Source organism: Kitasatospora sp. NPDC057542 (assembly GCF_042801945.1).
Taxonomy (GTDB): Bacteria; Actinomycetota; Actinomycetes; order Streptomycetales; family Streptomycetaceae; genus Kitasatospora.
Map to the genome: position 1 here is coordinate 1 of NZ_JBHVFE010000150.1, position 18,571 is coordinate 18,571.

The 18,571-nt window shown below is 72.4% G+C and carries 10 protein-coding genes and 1 pseudogene; 4 read left to right on the forward strand and 7 right to left on the reverse strand.

Features of this window, described 5'->3' with window-relative positions:
* Positions 1-968 (forward strand): annotated as a pseudogene (locus ACFU7Y_RS20130) (hypothetical protein); the annotation flags it as partial.
* A gap of 90 nt (positions 969-1,058) precedes the next feature.
* On the opposite strand, the gene pyk reads toward ACFU7Y_RS20130, so the two are convergent.
* The 3 genes from pyk to pta form a co-directional block, all read right to left on the reverse strand.
* Entirely contained in the window at positions 1,059-2,486 is a 1,428-nt protein-coding gene (gene pyk, locus ACFU7Y_RS20135) for a pyruvate kinase (RefSeq protein WP_224281049.1), read from the reverse strand.
* A gap of 94 nt (positions 2,487-2,580) precedes the next feature.
* Positions 2,581-3,855: an acetate kinase gene (locus ACFU7Y_RS20140; RefSeq protein ID WP_224281050.1), complete on the reverse strand. Its 1,275-nt coding sequence runs from the start codon at positions 3,853-3,855 to the stop codon at positions 2,581-2,583.
* Positions 3,852-5,981 (reverse strand): phosphate acetyltransferase, encoded by a 2,130-nt coding sequence (pta, locus tag ACFU7Y_RS20145; RefSeq protein ID WP_380769090.1) that lies wholly within the window; start codon positions 5,979-5,981, stop codon positions 3,852-3,854. The genes ACFU7Y_RS20140 and pta overlap by 4 nt, the downstream gene beginning before the upstream one ends.
* Before the next feature lie 178 nt (positions 5,982-6,159).
* Here pta and ACFU7Y_RS20150 point away from each other — a divergent pair, with 178 nt between their 5' ends.
* Positions 6,160-6,441 carry a type II toxin-antitoxin system Phd/YefM family antitoxin gene (locus tag ACFU7Y_RS20150; protein WP_224281052.1) on the forward strand — a complete coding sequence of 94 codons (282 nt, stop codon included), beginning with the start codon at positions 6,160-6,162 and terminating at the stop codon, positions 6,439-6,441.
* The gene (locus tag ACFU7Y_RS20155) at positions 6,438-6,842 is read left to right on the forward strand and encodes a type II toxin-antitoxin system VapC family toxin (RefSeq protein WP_224281053.1); all 405 of its coding nucleotides are present in this window, start codon (positions 6,438-6,440) and stop codon (positions 6,840-6,842) included. Before ACFU7Y_RS20150 ends, ACFU7Y_RS20155 begins: the two co-directional genes overlap by 4 nt.
* A 37-nt stretch (positions 6,843-6,879) precedes the next feature.
* Here ACFU7Y_RS20155 and glgB read toward each other — a convergent pair whose 3' ends face one another.
* The 4 genes from glgB to ACFU7Y_RS20175 form a co-directional block, all read right to left on the reverse strand.
* Positions 6,880-9,294: a 1,4-alpha-glucan branching enzyme gene (gene glgB, locus ACFU7Y_RS20160; RefSeq protein ID WP_224281054.1), complete on the reverse strand. Its 2,415-nt coding sequence runs from the start codon at positions 9,292-9,294 to the stop codon at positions 6,880-6,882.
* A gap of 60 nt (positions 9,295-9,354) precedes the next feature.
* Positions 9,355-10,845 carry a phosphotransferase gene (locus tag ACFU7Y_RS20165; protein WP_224281055.1) on the reverse strand — a complete coding sequence of 497 codons (1,491 nt, stop codon included), beginning with the start codon at positions 10,843-10,845 and terminating at the stop codon, positions 9,355-9,357.
* A gap of 250 nt (positions 10,846-11,095) precedes the next feature.
* Entirely contained in the window at positions 11,096-12,820 is a 1,725-nt protein-coding gene (gene treS / locus ACFU7Y_RS20170; protein ID WP_224281056.1) for a maltose alpha-D-glucosyltransferase, read from the reverse strand.
* Positions 12,817-14,772, reverse strand: coding sequence for an alpha-1,4-glucan--maltose-1-phosphate maltosyltransferase (locus ACFU7Y_RS20175; RefSeq protein WP_380769093.1), 1,956 nt, complete (start codon positions 14,770-14,772; stop codon positions 12,817-12,819). Before ACFU7Y_RS20175 ends, treS begins: the two co-directional genes overlap by 4 nt.
* Positions 14,773-15,864: 1,092 nt before the next feature.
* Here ACFU7Y_RS20175 and glgP point away from each other — a divergent pair.
* Positions 15,865-18,531, forward strand: a complete 2,667-nt coding sequence (gene glgP / locus ACFU7Y_RS20180) for an alpha-glucan family phosphorylase (protein WP_380769092.1) — start codon at positions 15,865-15,867, stop codon at positions 18,529-18,531.
* Positions 18,532-18,571 lie beyond the last annotated feature (40 nt).

An 18,571-nucleotide genomic window follows, 5' to 3' on the forward strand; every position in this document is an offset into this window, starting at 1 on the left:
GCGCGGGTGCGCCGGCCGCGGTCCACCAGAACACCGGCAGCGGCACCGGTACGGCGGCCCCGGCCGGGCTGGTCGACGACCTCGTCGGCGGCGTCAACCGGCTGTTGAACCCGAACGGTTCGCCGAGCCCGAGCCCGACCGGCGCCCCGATCACCACCCCCTCGGCACCCGGCAGCCCGGCCGCCCCCGCCCCGCACACGGACGCTCCGGCGCAGCCCGCCCAGCCGCAGGCCCCGGCCGCCGCCGCCCGGCAGGACGCGCCGCCCGCGACCCAGCCCGCCGCCGACGAACCGTCGCCCACCGCCACGCCCACCGCCACCCCGGGCGGCAAGGCGAGCACGAAGCCGGCGCCCTCCGCGGACGCCTCGGCGACGCCCTCCGCGGGCGCCTCCGGCACCCCGTCCGCGACGCCCACCGAGAACCCCAACTGCGATGTGGACGCCCGCGGCCTGACCGCCGGCGCGCCCGCCCCCGGGCACGTCGTCCCGGAGCAGAACTGGACCCTGAAGACCAGCCGGCTCGCCCTGCACGGCGCGGCCTTCCACGGCGTCTACGACGTGAAGACCCCGACCGGCAGCAAGCGCGTCCTGAAGTTCGTGGTCGACAGCGTGGACATCGACAACCTCGACATGTCCACCCTGGAGGGCAACGGCGTGACCTTCCACGTCCAGGGCGCCCCGGGTTCCACCTCGACCATGCGCCAGGGCCCGGTCACCATGTACGTGGAGCGGCTGTCGGGGCACCTCTCCAAGGTGCTCGGCCTGCCGGTCCTGATCGACCTGGGCGAGATCACCCTCACCCCGGACACCCTGCCGCGCTGGCTGTACGACCTGATCGGCGCCATCCCGATCCCGCTGGACCTGGAGCTGACCGGCGTCACCGCCAAGCAGGCCGGTCAGTTCGGCGGCACCCTGCGCATCCCCGGGATGCACATGTTCAACGACAACGCCCCCTACAGCGACAAGTAGGAGCGGCGACAAGCAGCCCGCGCCGTCACGCCCGCGGGGCGGCCCTCCCGGAGGAGGACCGCCCCACGGGCGTTCGGACGTGACGGGTGCTCACTCGCCCGGGGTGCCCAGGTGGTGCACCTGCACCATGTTGGTGGTGCCGGGGACGCCGACCGGGACACCGGCGGTGACGATGACGGTGTCGCCCTCGCCGAGCCGGCCCAGCTTCAGCAGCTCCCGGTCGACCTGCGCGACCATCGCGTCCGTGGTGGCCACCTGCTCGGTCACGTACGCCTCGACGCCCCAGCTCAGCGAGAGCTGGTTGCGGGTGGCGGTGTCCGGGGTGAAGGCGATCACCGGGATCGGCGAGCGGTAGCGGGACAGCCGGCGGGCGGTGTCACCCGACTTGGTGAAGGCGACCAGCGCCTTGCCGTCCAGGAAGTCGCCCAGCTCGCACGCGGCGCGGGCGACCGAGCCGCCCTGGGTGCGCGGCTTGCGGCCCGGGTTGAGCGGCTGCAGGCCCTGGGAGACCAGCTCCTCCTCGGCCTTCTCGCAGATCCGGCTCATGGTGCGGACGGTCTCGACCGGGTACTTGCCGACGCTGGACTCGGCGGACAGCATGACCGCGTCGGCACCGTCCAGGATGGCGTTGGCGACGTCGGAGACCTCGGCGCGGGTCGGGCGCGAGGCGTGGATCATCGACTCCATCATCTGGGTGGCGACGATGACCGGCTTGGCGTTTCGGCGGGCCAGCGTGATCAGCTGCTTCTGGACCAGCGGCACCCGCTCCAGGGGGTACTCCACGGCGAGGTCGCCGCGGGCGACCATGATGGCGTCGAAGGCGAGGACGATCTCCTCCATGGCCTCGACGGCCTGCGGCTTCTCGATCTTGGCGATGACCGGCACCCGGATGCCGACCTCGTCCATGACCTCGTGGACGTCCTTGATGTCGTCCGCGTTGCGGACGAAGGACAGGGCGATCATGTCGACGCCCAGGCGCAGCGCGAAGCGCAGGTCGTCCTTGTCCTTCTCGGACAGGGCGGGCACGTTCACGGCCGCGCCGGGCAGGTTGATGCCCTTGTTGTTCGAGAGCACGCCGCCCTCGACCACCACGGTCCTCACCCGCGGGCCGTCGACGCTGACGACCTCCAGGGCGATGACGCCGTCGTTGATCAGGATCGGGTCGCCGGGCTTCACGTCGCCGGGCAGGCCCTTGTAGGTGGTGCCGCAGATGTGCTGGTCACCGGGGACGTCCTCGGTGGTGATGGTGAACTCGTCGCCGTTGTCGACGGTCACCGGGCCGTTGGCGAAGGTCGCCAGACGGATCTTCGGACCCTGGAGGTCGGCAAGGACGCCGATGGCCTTGCCGGTGTCCTCCGAGACCTGGCGGACCTTGCGGTACCGCTCCTCGTGGTCCGCGTGGTTGCCGTGGCTCATGTTCAGTCGGGCGACGTTCATGCCCGCCTCGACGATGGCCTTCAGCTGTTCGTAGGAGTCCGTCGCCGGACCCAGGGTGCAGACAATTTTCGCTCGGCGCATATGGATCAGTCTATCCGTTCGTGTTATAGGTGCATTCGGTATGCACCGGGAGGAATCGCCGACGAAAGCTTCCGAGGAGTGAGACGGTTCCGTGTCAGTCCTCGGACTCCCGGCGTTCCCGGTGCACCAGTGCGAAGGCCTGTCGGGCGATCTCCAGCTCCTCGTCGGTGGGCACCACGGCGACCGCCACCCGGGCGTACGCGGGGGAGATGATCCGGGCCTCGCCCGACCGCACCGAGTTCAGCTCCGGGTCGACGGCGATGCCCAGTTCCTCCAGCCCCGCGGTGGCCGCCGCGCGCACCGGTGCCGCGTTCTCCCCGACGCCCGCGGTGAACGCGATCGCGTCCACCCGGCCCAGCACCGCGTAGTAGCCGCCGATGTACTTGCGCAGCCGGTGGATGTACGAGTCGAACGCCAGCTTCGCGTCCGCGTCGCCTTCCCGTCGCCCACCACCACCCTCGTCCGAGGCGCTCTGCGCCGCCCCCTCGATTCCGGCCCGGTGCATGATCTCGCGCATGTCGTTCTCGCCGCACAGCCCGCGCAGGCCGCTGCGGCGGTTGAGCAGGTCGTCGATCTCGTCCACGGACAGCCCGCCGACCCGGTGCAGGTGGAACACCACGCCGGCGTCGATGTCGCCCGAACGGGTGCCCATGACCAGGCCCTCCAGCGGGGTCAGGCCCATCGAGGTGTCCATGCAGCGGCCGCCGGCGACCGCCGAGGCGGAGGCGCCGTTGCCCAGGTGCAGCACGATCACGTTGACCTCGGCCGGGTCCTTGCCGAGCAGCCGGGCGGTGGCCCGCGAGACGTACTGGTGCGAGGTGCCGTGGAAGCCGTAGCGGCGCACCCGGTGCTGGTCGGCGACGGCCTTGTCGATGGCGTACCGGGCCGAGTACTCGGGCATCGAGGCGTGGAAGGCGGTGTCGAAGACGGCCACCTGGGGGAGGTCGGGGCGCAGCGCGCGGGCCACCTCGATGCCGGTGATGTTCGCCGGGTTGTGCAGCGGGGCGACCGGGATCAGCCGGCGGATCTCCTTGAGCACGTCGTCGGTGATCACCGTCGGCTCGGTGAACCGCAGGCCGCCGTGCACCACCCGGTGGCCGATCGCGGCCAGCTCGGGGGAGTCCAGCCCGAGGCCGTCGGCGGACAGCTCCTCGGCGACGGCCTTGAGCGCGGCGGCGTGGTCCGGGAAGACCTGGACGGTCTCGCGCGGCTCGCCGGTGCGCGGGGTGTGCACCAGCCGCCCGCGGGCCTCGCCGATCCGCTCGACCAGCCCGGAGGCCAGCCTGGCCCCGTCCAGCATGTCGATCAGCCGGTACTTCACCGACGAGGAGCCGGCGTTCAGGACGAGAACGCGCGTGCCTTCACTCATGCCTGCGGCTCCTTGCGGTCCTGGGACTGGATGGCGGTGATCGCCACGGTGTTGACGATGTCCTGTACCAGCGCCCCCCGGGAGAGGTCGTTGACGGGCTTGCGCAGCCCCTGGAGCACCGGGCCGACCGCGACCGCGCCGGCCGAGCGCTGGACCGCCTTGTAGGTGTTGTTGCCGGTGTTGAGGTCCGGGAAGATCAGTACGGTGGCCCGCCCGGCGACCGGGGAGCCCGGCAGCTTGGTGGCCGCGACGTGGGCGTCCACCGCCGCGTCGTACTGGATCGGGCCCTCGACCAGGATGTCCGGCCGCAGCTCGCGGACCAGCTCGGTGGCCTTGCGGACCTTGTCGACGTCCGCGCCGGAGCCGGAGGTGCCCGTCGAGTACGAGAGCATCGCGACCCGCGGCTCCACCCCGAACTGGGCGGCGGTGGCGGCCGACTGGATGGCGATGTCGGCCAGCTGCTGGGCGTCCGGGTCGGGGTTGACCGCGCAGTCGCCGTACACCAGCACCTTGTCGGCCAGGCACATGAAGAAGACCGAGGAGACGATCGAGGCGCCCGGCGAGGTCTTGATCACCTCGAAGGCGGGTCGGATGGTGGCGGCGGTGGAGTGCACCGCGCCGGAGACCATGCCGTCGGCGATGCCCTCCTGGACCATCAGGGTGCCGAAGTACGAGACGTCGGTGACCACGTCCAGGGCCAGCTCGACGGTCATGCCCTTGTGGGCGCGCAACGCGGCGTACAGCTCGGCGAACTGGCGGCGCAGCGGGCTGGTGGCCGGGTCGACGATCCGCACCTGGGCGCGGTCGGCGGCCGGGTCCACGTCGGGGAGGGCGATGCTCAGGCTCGCGGCCTTGCGGCGGACGGCGTCCACGTCGCCGAGCAGGGTGAGGTCGCAGATGTTGCGGCGCAGCAGGATCTCGGCGGCGCGCAGCACCCGCTCCTCGGCGCCCTCCGGCAGCACGACGTGCCGGCGGGCGCCCCGGGCGCGTTCCAGCAGCTCGTGCTCGAACATCATCGGGGTGACCCGATCGGACCGTCCGACCTCGATCCGGTTGGTCAACTCGGCGGTGTCGACGTGCAGTTCGAACAGGCCGAGGGCGATCTCGGCCTTCCGGGGGCTGGCCGCGGTGAGCTTGCCCTCCAGGTGGGTCAGATGGGCGGCGGTCGGCCAGCTGCCCTCGGGGACGACCGCGACCGGGGTGCCGGGGGCGAGGCGGGCGGCCAGTGCCATCACGTTGGGGCCGGGGTGCTGGCCGAGCGTCAGCAGCACGCCGGCGATCGGCGGGGCGCCGGCGGCGTGCGCGGCCAGCGAGCCGATCACCAGGTCGGCCCGGTCCCCGGGGGTGACCACCAGGGCGCCCTCGGTCAGCGCGTCCAGGAAGGTGGGCAGCATGGCGCCGCCGAAGACGTAGCCGCGCACGTCCCGGGCGAGGCCGGTGGCGTCCCCGATCAGCACCTCGGCGCCGGTCGCCTCGACCAGCTGCGCGACGGTGGGCGCGGCCAGCGCCGGCTCCTCCGGGATGACGTAGGCGGGGATCGGCAGCTTCTCGGTCAGGGTGTGCCGGATCCGCTGCCGGGCGCCCGGGGCGACCCGGTTGGCGACCATCGCCAGGGTCTCGCAGCCGAGGTCGGTGTACGCCCGGTGGGCGCCCAGCACCTCGGCGATCACCGTGTCGGCGTCCGCGCCGTGCCCGCCGACCACCGGCAGCACGGCGGCGCCGAACTCGTTGGCCAGGCGGGCGTTGAAGGCCAGCTCGTCCGGGATGCTGGTGTCGGCGAAGTCGGTGCCGAGCACCAGCACCGCCTGGCAGCGCCGCTCCAGTGCGTGGAAGCGGTCGACCAGGACGGAGACCAGCTCGTCCTGCCCCTGGGCGGCCTGGAGCGCGGCGGCCTCCTCGTAGGTGAGGCCGTACAGTTCGGTGCCCGGCAGGTCGATCCGGTAGCGGCCGCGCAGCAGCTCGACCACGTGGTCCGAGCCCGGCCGGCCGGGCGCGGAGGCGTGCACCAGCGGGCGGAACACCCCGACCCGGTCCACCTGGCGGGTGAGCAGTTCCATGACCCCGAGTTCGACCGCCTGCCGGCCGTCCCCCCGGTCGATGCCGGTCACGTACACGCTGCGCGCCACGTGGGTGTCTCCGTCCCGTCGTCTCGGAAGGTGGTCATATCGACCATACCTTCGCACCCCGAACGGCCGTCCGCGAGCAGAGTGGCCGCCCTGAGGCCAGGGAACAAGGTCCTGGACTCGGGATTTGCGCCACCGCCCGGCCTTGATGTACCTACATGATGTAGTTACATTGGCAGGTATGGAGACCATGGGACTGCGTGAACTGAACCAGAACCCGTCGAAGGCGGTCGCGCGGGTCCGGGCCGGTGCGACGATCGTCGTGACCGATCGCGGACGGCCCGTGCTGAGGCTCGTGCCGGAGGCGGCCCCGGTGACCGTGCTGGAACGCATGATCGCTGCCGGCGAGGTCACCCCGCCCGCCGATCAGGGCATGCCCGAGCTCGCCCTTGACCTCCTGCCGGGCATCGGCAGCCTGTCGGACGTCCTGATCGAAGACCGGGACCGGGAGCGGAACCGTTGATCTACCTCGACTCGTGCGCGCTGCTCAAGTTCATCAAGCCGGAGCCCGAGACCGCCGTGCTGCGAGCGTGGCGACAGGCGCTTCCCGATGGCACCGAACTGATCGCCAGCGAGCTGGCCCGGCTGGAGATCACCCGCACGCTGCTCCGCGCGGGGCTGTCGCACCAGCTCGTCCCCTATCACGTCGACCAGGCGCTTCGGGGCGTCTACCAGGTCGACCTCAGCAGCGCGGTGCTCGCCCGGGCGCTCTCCTACCGCACGCCGCGGCTGGGATCGCTGGACGCGCTCCACCTGGCCAGTGCGGAGCCGTTCCGCGCCGAGCTCACCGACTTCGTCACCTACGACCGCGAGCTCGGCAGGGCGGCCGAGGAGCTCGGATTCCCGGTCACGGCTCCCGAGTGACCGCCCGCCCGTCGTGGCGGGCGGGCGGGGGCGGGCGTCAGGCCGGGCGGAGCCAGACGGTGGCGAGCGGGGGGAGGACCAGCTCGGCGGAGCGGGGCTGGCCGTCCCACTCCACCGGCTCGGCCTTGACCGGGCGGGAGTTGCCGACGCCGCTGCCGCCGTACTCCTCGGCGTCGGTGTTCAGCACCTCCTCCCACAGCTGCTCGCGGCCGGCCAGCCGCGGCAGGCCGACCCGGTGGCCGTGCCGGACGACCGGCGAGAAGTTGCAGACCGCGACCAGCGGCGAGCCGTCGGCCGCGTACCGGACGAAGGAGAGCAGGTTGTCCTCGGCGGCGCCGCCGTCGAGCCAGCGGAAGCCCTCCGGGACGGTGTCCAGCTCCCACAGGGCCGGGGTGTCGAGGTAGCGCCGGTTGAGGTCGCGGACCAGCCGGCGCACCCCGAGGTGCTCCCGGTGGGCCGGCCACTGCTCGTCGAGCACCCACCACTGCGGGCCCTGCTCGTGGTGCCACTCCGCGCCCTGGGCGAACTCCTGTCCCATGAACAGCAGCTGCTTGCCCGGGTGGGACCACATGAAGCCGAGGTAGGCGCGGTGGTTGGCGCGCTGCTGCCACCAGTCGCCGGGCATCTTGGAGACCAGCGACTGCTTGCCGTGCACCACCTCGTCGTGCGAGATCGGCAGCACGTAGTTCTCGGAGTAGGCGTACACCATCGAGAAGGTGATCTCGTTGTGGTGGTACTTGCGGTGCACCGGCTCCTTGGACATGTAGACCAGCGAGTCGTGCATCCAGCCCATGTTCCACTTCAGCCCGAAGCCGAGGCCGCCTGCGTGGGTGGGGCGGGTGACCCCGTCCCAGGCGGTGGACTCCTCGGCGACGGTCACCACGCCCGGGCAGCGCCGGTAGACGGTGGCGTTCATCTCCTGGAGGAAGGAGGCCGCGTCCAGGTTCTCCCGGCCGCCGAACCGGTTGGGCGTCCAGTCGCCGCTCTCGCGGGAGTAGTCGAGGTAGAGCATCGAGGCGACGGCGTCCACCCGTAGGCCGTCGACGTGGAACTCCTCGCACCAGTACACCGCGTTGGCGACCAGGAAGTTGCGTACCTCCTTGCGGCCGTAGTCGAACTCCAGTGTCCCCCAGTCCGGGTGCTCGGCGCGCAGCGGGTCGGCCGGCTCGTACAGCGGCTCGCCGTCGAAGCGGGCGAGCGCGAAGTCGTCCTTGGGGAAGTGCGCGGGCACCCAGTCGACGATCACGCCGATGCCGTGCCGGTGCAGGGCGTCCACCAGGTACCGGAAGTCGTCGGGGCTGCCGAGCCGGGCGGTGGGGGCGTAGTAGCCGGACACCTGGTAGCCCCAGGAGCCGCCGAAGGGGTGCTCCATCACCGGCATGAACTCCACGTGGGTGAAGTTCAACTCCTTGAGATAGCGCGGCAGTTCCTCGGCGATGGCGCGGTAGGTGGTGAGCTCGGGGCGCCAGGACGGCAGGTGCAGCTCGTACACCGACATCGGCGCCCGGTGGTGCGCGGCGCGGGCCCGGCGGGCCATCCACTCGCCGTCCTGCCACGTGTAGTCGGAGGAGGTGACCACCGAGGCGGTGCCGGGCGGGCACTGGGCGGCCCGGGCCAGCGGGTCGGCCTTGTCCAGCACCCAGCCCTGCCGGGTGTGCACCTCGTACTTGTAGGTGGCGCCCTCGGCCAGGCCGGGGACGAACAGCTCCCAGATCCCGGAGGAGCCGAGCGAGCGCATCGGGTGCCCGGTGCCGTCCCAGTGGTTGAAGTCGCCGATCAGCCGCACCCCGACGGCGTTCGGGGCCCAGACCGCGAAGGCGGTGCCGGCCACGCCGCCGACGGTGCGCACGTGCGAGCCGAGCGCCCGCCACAGCTGCTCGTGCCGGCCCTCGGAGATCAGGTGCAGGTCGAGCTCGCCGAGGGTGGGCGGGGTGCGGTAGCCGTCCTGCTGGCGCAGCGGCTCGCCGCCGGGGTAGGTCACCAGCAGGGTGTACTCCGGCGATTCGCCGCCGGCCACCAGGCCGGTGAACAACCCGCCCTGCTGGTGGGTGAGTTCGGCCGGGCCCTGGGCGGTCTCGACGACCACGCGCTCGGCGAACGGGCGCAGCACCCGGATCGCGGTGCCGCCGTGCACCGGGTGCGCGCCGAGCAGTGCGTGCGGGTCGTGGTGCTGCCCGTGGACCAGCCGGTCGACCTCGGCGGGCGGCAGCGGCGCCTCGGGCAGCCGCAGTGCCCCGGTGGGGGCCGGACGCTCGGCTCCCCGGGGGTCCCCGGCTGTGGGCGGGGTGGCCGCCGGGGGCTCCGGGCCGGTGTCGGCGCCCTTCTCCACCTCCTCGGCCGCCCGGCGCGCCTCGGGCTCGTGGCCGGCGCGTCCTTCGGCTGGGAGCGGTCCGGCCAGGAAGGTGGCCGGTACGGGGCGGGTGGGGCGGCCGGCCGGGTCGATCGGCGTCACGGCGGGGTCCTCCTGCGACGGGGGTGGGCGAACTCCTGCGGGCGGGACAGGAAGCGGGGGTCAGACGGACAGGGCCAGCCGGTTGATCGCGGCCAGCGGGATCGGCAGCCAGCTCGGCCGGTGCCGGGCCTCGTACACCACCTCGTACACCGCCTTGTCGATCTCCAGAGCCCGCATCAGCTCCGGCGAGGCGGCCGGGTCGGCGCCGCCGCCGGCGGTGTAGCCGGCGCAGTAGGCGGTGCGGTTGCGCTGGGCCCAGGCGGCGGCCAGGTGGGCCAGTTCCGGGTCGACCGGGCCGCCGGCCAGCAGGTGGGCGGCCGCGTAGTCGAAGGAGCGCAGCATCGCGGCGACGTCGCGCAGGGCCGGTTGCGGCTCGCGGCGCTCGTTGACCGACTTGGCCGGCTCGCCCTCGAAGTCCAGCAGCACCCAGCCGTGCGGGGTGCGCATCGCCTGTCCGAGGTGCAGGTCGCCGTGGATGCGCTGGACCGGCAGGCCGTCCGGGTGGGCGTCGGCGAGCTGCTGGAAGGCGGCGCGCAGCGCGGCCCGGAAGCGCAGCAGCCCGGGGACGGCGGCGACGGCGCTGTCCAGCCGGTCGGCCATCGCGCCGGCCAGCCGTCCGGTCTGGGTGCGGTCGAGCCGGGCGACGGGCATCGAGCGGGCCAGTACCCGGTGCACCTCGGCGGTGGCCCGGCCGAGCCGGTGCGCCTCGATGGCGAAGTTGCCGGGGGAGCGGTCGCCCTTGAGCCGGCCGACCTGGTCGAGGGCGAGCTCCCAGCCGTCCTCGGCGTCCGGCAGGTAGCGCTGCAGCAGTCCGAGGGTGGCGGGTTCGGCGCGTTCCATCCGGCTCTCGAACCAGGCGGCGACCCGGGGGATGCGGGTGGAGCCGGCCCGGGAGAGCGCGAGCGAGAGTTCGAGATCGGGGTTGGTGCCGGGGTGGATGCGGCGGAACAGCTTGAGGATGTACGAGGTGCCGTAGATGACCGAGCTGTTGGACTGCTCGGCGGTGGAGGCGCGGCCGCGGAGGTTGGTGGGCAGCCCGGAGCCGGGGGTGCGGCGGAAGGACAGTGCGCCGAAGCGGTCGCCGGTGGCCAGGTGTTCCAGCAGGCGCCCGGTGAGCTCCGGGTCGTGCACTGCGTCGTAGAGCGTCGCGCCGTCGTACGGGCCCTGGGTGAGCCGGCCGAGTACGGCGCCGGGCCCGATGTCCCCGAGCCCGCCGGAGCGGATGCCGAGCAGCAGCTGGTAGATGTCGCCGTGCGGGGCGCCGGCCGTGGTGGCGTGCTCGACCCGCAGCAGCAGGTGCAGCAGGGCCGGGTCGCCGACCTGCAGCGGAGTGCCGACCACCGGGGTGAGGCCGGTGATGGGCCGCCCCTTGCCGGCGTACCAGCGCTGGGTGGGCAGCCATGCGGCGATCAGCGGCAGGGCCGCCTGGACGAGTTCGCTGACGCCCAGGGCGGTTCTCCGGACTCCGGTGCCCCGGGTGCCCGCCGCAGGGGCGGAACCGGCGGGGGCGTCGTCCCGGAGGTGGGCTTGAGAACGGGAGGTTTCGGACATGGCTCCCTTTCCCCGGAAGCACGCGGACTGCCCGACGGGTCGTGGCCGGGTCCGTCAGTCTTCCGGATTGCGGCGGCGCGGCGGTCGCGGCACGCGAGCACGGCTCGGGTGTCACGCCTTCGTGTGGGTGGCCGTTGGGCTGTTCTCCGTACGCGGTGGTGCAGAGAACTCCGGGGGCGCTGGGGTCAACTCGCGCCCCCGGAGGGTCTGGTGGAGCTGTTCACGCCGGTGTGCGGCGTGCGGCGGATCGTTACTTCGATCGCCTGGTCCCGCTCAGGCGCGGGGGCTGCCGGAGCTGGAACCAGTAGAAGCCGTGCCCGGCCAGGGTGAGCAGGTAGGGCCACTCACCGATCGACGGGAAGCGCACTCCGCCGATCAGCTCGACCGGGTACCGCCCGCCGTACTGCCGCAGGTCCAGCTCGGTCGGCTGCGCGAACCGCGAGAAGTTGTTCACGCACATGACCAGGTCCCCCTCGTACTCGCGCACGAAGGCCAGTACGGCGGGGTTGCTGGAGGGCAGTTCGGCGTAGCTGCCGAGGCCGAACGCGGGATTGAGCTTGCGAATCTCGATCATGCGACGCGTCCAGTGCAGCAGCGAGCTCGAACTGCTCTGCTGCGCCTCGACGTTGGTCACCTGGTAGCCGTACACCGGGTCCATGATGGGCGGCAGACTGAGCCTGCCCGGGTCGGCGGAGGAGAAACCCGCGTTGCGGTCCGGGGTCCACTGCATCGGGGTGCGCACGCCGTCCCGGTCACCGAGCCAGATGTTGTCGCCCATGCCGATCTCGTCCCCGTAGTAGAGCACCGGCGAGCCCGGCAGGGAGAGCAGCAGGGCGGTGAACAGCTCGATCTGGTTGCGGTCGTTCTCCAGCAGCGGGGCGAGCCGGCGGCGGATGCCCACGTTGGCGCGCATCCGCGGGTCCTTGGCGTACTCCGCGTACATGTAGTCGCGCTCCTCGTCGGTGACCATCTCCAGGGTCAGCTCGTCGTGGTTGCGCAGGAAGATGCCCCACTGGCAGCCGCCGGGGATCTGCGGGGTCTTGGCGAGGACCTCCGACACCGGGTAGCGGGACTCCCGGCGCACCGCCATGAAGATCCGCGGCATCACCGGGAAGTGGAACGCCATGTGGCACTCGTCGCCGCCCGAGGCGAAGTCGCCGAAGTAGTCGACGACGTCCTCCGGCCACTGGTTGGCCTCGGCGAGCAGCACGGTGTCCGGGTAGTCGGCGTCGATCTCCTTGCGGACCCGCTTGAGGAACTCGTGGGTCTCCGGCAGGTTCTCGCAGTTGGTGCCCTCACGGGCGAACAGGTACGGCACCGCGTCCAGCCGGAAGCCGTCGATGCCGAGGTCGAGCCAGAACCGCAGCCCGGCGATCATCTCGTCCTGGACCCGGGGGTTGTCGTAGTTGAGGTCCGGCTGGTGGGAGAAGAAGCGGTGCCAGTAGTACTGCTTGCGGACCGGGTCGTAGGTCCAGTTGGAGGTCTCGGTGTCGACGAAGATGATCCGGGCGTCCGGGTACTGCTTGTCGTCGTCGGCCCACATGTAGAAGTCGCCGTACGGCCCGTCCGGGTCCGTCCGGGAGGCCTGGAACCACGGGTGCTGGTCGCTGGTGTGGTTCATGACGAAGTCGATGATGATGCGCATGCCGCGGGCGTGCGCGGCGTCGACGAACTCCATGAAGTCGGCGAGGTCGCCGAACTCCGGCAGTACCGAGGTGTAGTCGGACACGTCGTATCCGCCGTCGCGCAGCGGCGAGGCGAAGAACGGGGGGAGCCAGAGGCAGTCGATCCCGAGCCACTGGAGGTAGTCGAGCTTGGCCGTGAGCCCCTTGAGGTCCCCGACCCCGTCGCCGTTGCTGTCCTGGAAGGACCGCACCAGCACCTCGTAGAAGACCGCACGCTTGAACCACTCGGGGTCGAGCTTCTTCTTCGAGGTCTCGGGGAAGGTGTCGGGGACGGGCTCGTTCACTGTCACGCTGGGTTCCTCCGAACCGTGAGGAGGTGAGCCGGCTCGGCTGAGGGATCGAGCCGGACGTAGTTGTGCCGGCCCCAGGTGTAGACGGCGCCGGTGAGCTCGTCGTGCACCGCGTACGGGCCGTCGCCGTCCAGCGTGACGGTGGCCTCCTGGACGTGGTGCGGGTCGAGGTTCACCACGGTGATGACCTGGTCGGTGAGGCCCTCGGGGGTGGTCGCGGTCTTGGAGTAGGCGAGCACCTGGTCGTTGTCGGTGGGGTGGAAGCGCAGGTCGCGCAGCTGCTGGAGGGCGGGGTGGCGGCGGCGCAGCCGGTTCAGCACGGTCAGCAGCGGGGCCAGGGTGTCGGTGCGGCTCCAGTCGCGCGGGCGCAGTTCGTACTTCTCCGAGTGCAGGTACTCCTCGGAGCCCGGGTGGGCCGGCTCGTTCTCGTACAGCTCGTAGCCGGCGTAGACGCCGTAGCTGGGGGAGAGGGTGGCGGCGAGCACCGCACGGACCGCGAAGGCGGCCGGGCCTCCGTTCTGGAGGTACGCGTGCAGGATGTCCGGGGTGTTCGCGAAGAAGTTGGGCCGCATGTAGGCCGCGGCGTCACCGCTGAGTTCGGTGAGGTACTCGGTGAGTTCCGGCTTGGTGGTGCGCCAGGTGAAGTACGTGTACGACTGGTGGAAACCGATCTTCGCCAGGGTGTGCATCATCGTCGGGCGGGTGAAGGCCTCCGCCAGGAACACGACGTCGGGGTCGGTCCGGGCGATGTCGGCGAGCACCTTCTCCCAGAACACCGCGGGCTTGGTGTGCGGGTTGTCGACCCGGAAGATCCGGACGCCGTGGGACATCCAGAAGCGGAGGATCCGGATGGTTTCCTTGACGATTCCATCCATGTCCTGGTCGAAGTTGATCGGATAGATGTCCTGGTACTTCTTCGGCGGATTCTCGGCGTACGCGATGGTGCCGTCCGCGCGGTGACTGAACCATTCCGGATGCTTGTTCACCCAGGGGTGGTCGGGGGAGCACTGGAGGGCGAAGTCCAGCGCCACCTCCAGGTGCAGCGCCTGTGCCTCGGCGACGAAGTGGTCGAAGTCCTCGATGGTGCCGAGGTCCGGGTGGAGCGCGTCGTGGCCGCCCTCGGGGGAGCCGATCGCCCAGGGCGATCCGACGTCGTGCGGACCGGCCGTCAGGGTGTTGTCCGGGCCCTTGCGGAAGGCTCGGCCGATCGGGTGGACCGGCGGCAGGTAGACCACGTCGAAGCCCATCGCGGCGACGGCCGGCAGTCGCTCGGCGGCGGTGCGCAGGGTGCCCTGGCGCGGCGGCTCGACGCCGGCCGGGTCCACCACGGCGCCCTCCGAGCGGGGGAAGAACTCGTACCAGGAGCCGAACAGCGCACGCTCGCGGTCCACCTGGAGCGGCAGCGGCCGGGAGGCACTGAGCAGTTCGCGCAGCGGGTGGCGGGCCAGCACGTCGAGCACCTCGGGGGCGAGCGCGGCGGCCAGCCGGGACAGCGGCGGCAGGACCTGGTCGCGCAGCGCCTCGGCGGCCGCCAGCACGTCGGCGCGGCCCTCCTTCTTGGGCACCCCGGCCGCGGCCTGCTCCAGCAGCCGGGCGCCCTCCTCCAGGACCAGCGCGGTGTCGATCCCGGCGGGCAGCTTCACCGAGGCGGTCCTGCGCCAGGTGGCGATCGGGTCGCTCCACGCCTCCACCAGGTACGACCAGCGGCCGGGCGCGGTCGGGGTGACGTACGCGCCCCAGCGGTCGCTGCCCTCGGCCAGCTCGCGCATCGGCGTCCACGGGCCACTGCGGCCGCGCGGGTCGCGCAGCACCACGTTGGCGTTGACGGCGTCGTGGCCCTCGCGGAAGACGGTCGCGGTGACCGGGAAGGTCTCGCCGACGACGGCCTTGGCCGGGCGGCGGCCGGCGTCGACGAGGGGACTGACGTCCAGGACGGGGATGCGGCCGATCACGGTGTCGCTCTCTGTCGTCTTGCGGGCGGCGGGCTTGGTGGCGGCCTTGCGGGCGGTCTTCCCGGCGGGCTCGGCCGCGGTCCTGCGGGCGGCCGCCGGTTCGGCGGGCGCCTTGGCGGCGGACGTCCGGCGCGGCGCCGGATCGGCCCCGGCGCCGGCCTTCGGGGTGGTGGCCGACGCGGTGGCGGTGGCGCGGCGCGTGGTGGTGCGCCTGCGGGGTGCCGCGGTCCGGTCCTCCTCGGTCCCGGGGTGCCGGGCCGGTGCGGAGGGCGGTGCCGCGGAGGGCTGGGCTTCGGAGGATCCGCCAGGGACCGCCCCGGAAGCCCTCGGCGCCGGCATCGCCGGATCTGTCCGAGTGTCAGAATCCATCCGTGTGGCGGATTCCGCGACCGCTGCGTCGAGGCTTTCGGCCACCGGTGTGGACTGGTCCCGCGTGTCGCCGTGCATGCCAAACTCCTGCCCGAGATCGGCGGCAGCTCCCCGCGGGCCGGGGTCGGGCCGGGGGAGTGCCGGAGGACTGCTGGGTGGGGAGGACGTGCGACCGGAGCCTGCCCGCGCCGCTGTTCCCGGCAACCTGCCCGGCGCCCGCCGAACCGGTGGTGGGGCGCCCCTGAGCCCGTGTGCGTCCCGGCGCACGCCTCCACGGGGCGCGTCCCCGGGCGACCCGGTCCACCCGTGAACGAGCGGGCCGGGCGCGAGGACACGCGTCCGTGCGCGGCGAGCGCCGAATGGGCTAAGAAGGACGGGAACGGCCAACACGAAAAGGATTCGGACGTGCTGCTTCGCGGGGGACGCCACCCGTCGTCGGACTCCCCACAGCATCAACGACCTTCGGTCATCCTCGCACCGGCGACAAGGTTTTTGCAGCGGTACGACAGTAGTTTCGGGCCGTCCCGCGAGTGGATGAGCCATCGGAAATGGACCCGTACCGAAGAGTTCACGTATTGGTAGCGCGGGCCCCCTGAAATGTGCGCCTCGCGCGCCCCCGTGCAGACCAATGCGCCGAATGCGATCTCATCAATAGGCCGAACGGATGCCCAATAGCCTGCTTGACGCGCTGTCCGGCCGACCGCCGAGGCTACGCTTCACGCCGTGAAGGCAATCCGCAGATTCACCGTCCGCACCGTCCTGCCCGAACAACTCCAGCCGTTGCACGAGCTGGCCCTCAACCTGCGCTGGTCCTGGCACCCCGAGACCAGGGACCTCTTCAGGTCCGTGGACCCGGAGGTCTGGGCCGCGACCGGCGAGGACCCGGTCCGGCTGCTCGGGGACGTCCCGGCCGCCCGGCTGGCCGCACTCGCCACCGACCGGCGCTTCCTGCGCAGACTCGGCGACCTCGCCGACGACCTGCGTGAGTACCTCACCGGCCCGCGCTGGTACCAGACCAGGCCGCAGTCCGACGCCGCCGCGCTGCCCGCCGCGATCGCCTACTTCTCGCCCGAGTACGGCATCGCCGCCGCGCTGCCCCAGTACTCCGGGGGGCTCGGCATCCTGGCCGGCGACCACCTCAAGGCCGCCAGCGACCTCGGCGTGCCGATCATCGGCGTCGGCCTGTTCTACCGGCACGGCTACTTCCGCCAGTCCCTCAGCCGGGACGGCTGGCAGCAGGAGCGCTACCCACTGCTCGATCCGGACGAACTCGCGGTCAGCATGCTGCGGGAGGCCGACGGCACCCCAAGCCGGGTCGACCTCGTCCTGCCCGGCGGCCGCACCCTGGCCGCCCACATCTGGAAGGCCCAGGTCGGGCGGGTCCCACTGCTGCTGCTCGACTCCGACATCGAGGCCAACTCGCCGGCCGAGCGGGACGTCACCGACCGGCTGTACGGCGGCGGCAGCGAGCACCGGCTGCTCCAGGAGATGCTGCTCGGCATCGGCGGCGTCCGGGCGGTGCGTTCCTACTGCCGGCTCACCGGGCACCCCGCCCCCGACGTCTTCCACACCAACGAGGGCCACGCCGGCTTCCTCGGCGTGGAACGCATCCGCGAACTGGTCGCCGAGGACCGCACCGGCCTCGACTTCGCCGCCGCCCTGGAGGCCGTCCGGGCCGGCACCCTCTTCACCACCCACACGCCCGTCCCGGCCGGCATCGACCGCTTCGACCGCGAGCTGGTCGCCCGCCACTTCGGCGGCGACGCCGCGCTGCCGGGCGTGCCGGTCGACCAGGTGCTCGCGCTCGGCGCCGAGAGCTGGCGCGACGGGGACCCGAAGCTGTTCAACATGGCCGCCATGGGCCTGCGGCTGGCCCAGCGCGCCAACGGGGTCTCGACCCTGCACGGCGAGGTGAGCCGCTCGATGTTCAACGGGCTGTGGCCCGGCTTCGACCCCGCCGAGGTGCCGATCACCTCGGTCACCAACGGCGTGCACGCCGCCACCTGGATCGACCCGGCGGTGGTCCGGCTTGGCGCGGCCGAGCTGGGCGCCGAGCGCGCCGAGGAGGCCATGACCACCGGCGAGACCCGGCGCTGGACAGGCCTGGAGAGGATCGGCAACACCGAGGTCTGGGAGCTGCGGCGCACCCTGCGGTCCCAGCTGGTGGAGGAGGCCCGCCGCCGGCTGCACGCCTCCTGGCGCCGGCGCGGGGCCGGCGAGGCCGAGCTCGGCTGGGTCTCCTCGGTGCTCGACCCCGACGTGCTCACCATCGGCTTCGCCCGCCGGGTGCCCTCGTACAAGCGGCTCACCCTGATGCTGCGCGACCCGGAGCGGCTGCGCGCCCTGCTGCTCCACCCCACCCGGCCGGTGCAGATCGTGGTCGCCGGCAAGGCCCATCCGGCCGACGACGGCGGCAAGCGGCTGATCCAGCAGATGGTCGCCTTCGCCGACGACCCGGCGGTGCGGCACCGGATCGTCTTCCTGCCGGACTACGACATGGCGATGGCCCAGCGCCTCTACCCGGGCTGCGACGTCTGGCTGAACAACCCGCTGCGCCCGCTGGAGGCCTGCGGCACCTCCGGGATGAAGGCCGCGCTCAACGGCTGCCTCAACCTGTCCGTCCTGGACGGCTGGTGGGACGAGTGGTACGACGGCCGCAACGGCTGGGCGATCCCCACCGCCGACGAGAGCGGCGGGGTGCTCGACCCGGACAGCGGCGAGGCCGATCGGCGCGACGACATCGAGGCAGCCGCGCTCTACGACCTGATCGAGAGCCAGGTCGCCGCCCGGTTCTACGACCGGGATGCGGACGGGTTGCCGCAGCAGTGGATCGCCATGGTCCGGCACACCCTGGTCACCCTCGGGCCCAAGGTGCTGGCCGGCCGGATGGTCCGGGAGTACGTCGAACGGCTGTACGCCCCGGCGGCGCAGGCCCAGCGGGAGCTGGCGGGGCAGCAGGGCCGAGGCGCGCGCGAGCTGGCGCTCTGGAAGGCGAAGGTCCGGGATGCGTGGCCGGCCGTCCGGGTCGAGCACGTCGAGGCGGACTGCCCGGCCGAGGCGCAGGAGCTGGGCAGCTCGCTGGCGCTGCGGGTGCAGGTCGCGCTCGGGACGCTGGCACCGGGCGACGTCGAGGTGCAGGCGGTCTCCGGCCGGGTGGACGAGCGGGACCGGATCTCGGACGCCTGCCTGCTCGCCCTCAAGCCGGTCGGCGGGCCCGACCTGGACGGCCGTACCCGCTACGAGGGCTCGCTGGAGCTGTGCCGGACCGGCCCGTTCGGCTACACCGTCCGGGTGCTGCCCGCGCACCCGCGGCTGGCCTCGTCGGCCGAGCCGGGGCTGGTGGCCCTGCCGGCCGAGTCGGCCGGGATGGACGCCGGGCTGCTGCGCTGACCTCGCGGGCGGCTGCCGTCCGCTCCGGAAGGACGGCAGC